Here is a 414-nt window from a genome sequence, read left to right as displayed (position 1 = left end):
GTTGGTGGCGGCGCGCTCCTGGGCTTCCTTGTGGCGCCAGGACGGGCCCTTGAGGGCGATGATCTCGGCGTGATGGACCAGGCGGTCGATGAGCGCGACCACGCAGGCGGCGTTGGGGAACACCTCGGACCATTCGGCAAAGGACTTGTTGGTGGTGATGAGGGTGCTCTTTTTCTCGTGGCGACGGCTGATGAGCTCGAAGAGCAGATCGGCGTGGCGGTTCGAGTAGGAGAGGTAGCCGACCTCGTCGATCACCAGGAGCGTGGGGCTGGCGTAGTGGCGCAGGCGGCGGCGCAGCGCCGAGTCGGAGTCGAGCGCGGCGAGCTCGCCCAGGAGCTGGCCGGCGGTGGTGAAGAGCACGGTGTGCCCGCGCAGCACCGCCTGGTGGGCGATGTTCTGCGCGATGGTGGTCTT

The 414-nt window shown here is 67.6% G+C and carries 1 protein-coding gene; it reads right to left on the bottom strand.

Annotated features, from left to right (window positions below; genetic code table 11):
- Positions 1–414, bottom strand: a 414-nt coding sequence (locus C667_RS23975; RefSeq protein WP_004393177.1) for an ATP-binding protein, incomplete at both ends; no start/stop codon positions are given.

Source organism: Thauera phenylacetica B4P (assembly GCF_000310225.1).
In the GTDB taxonomy this organism is placed as follows: Bacteria; Pseudomonadota; Gammaproteobacteria; order Burkholderiales; family Rhodocyclaceae; genus Thauera; species Thauera phenylacetica.
The sequence above is the reverse complement of the archived record's forward strand: the minus strand, read 5'-3'. Positions and strand labels throughout refer to the sequence as shown.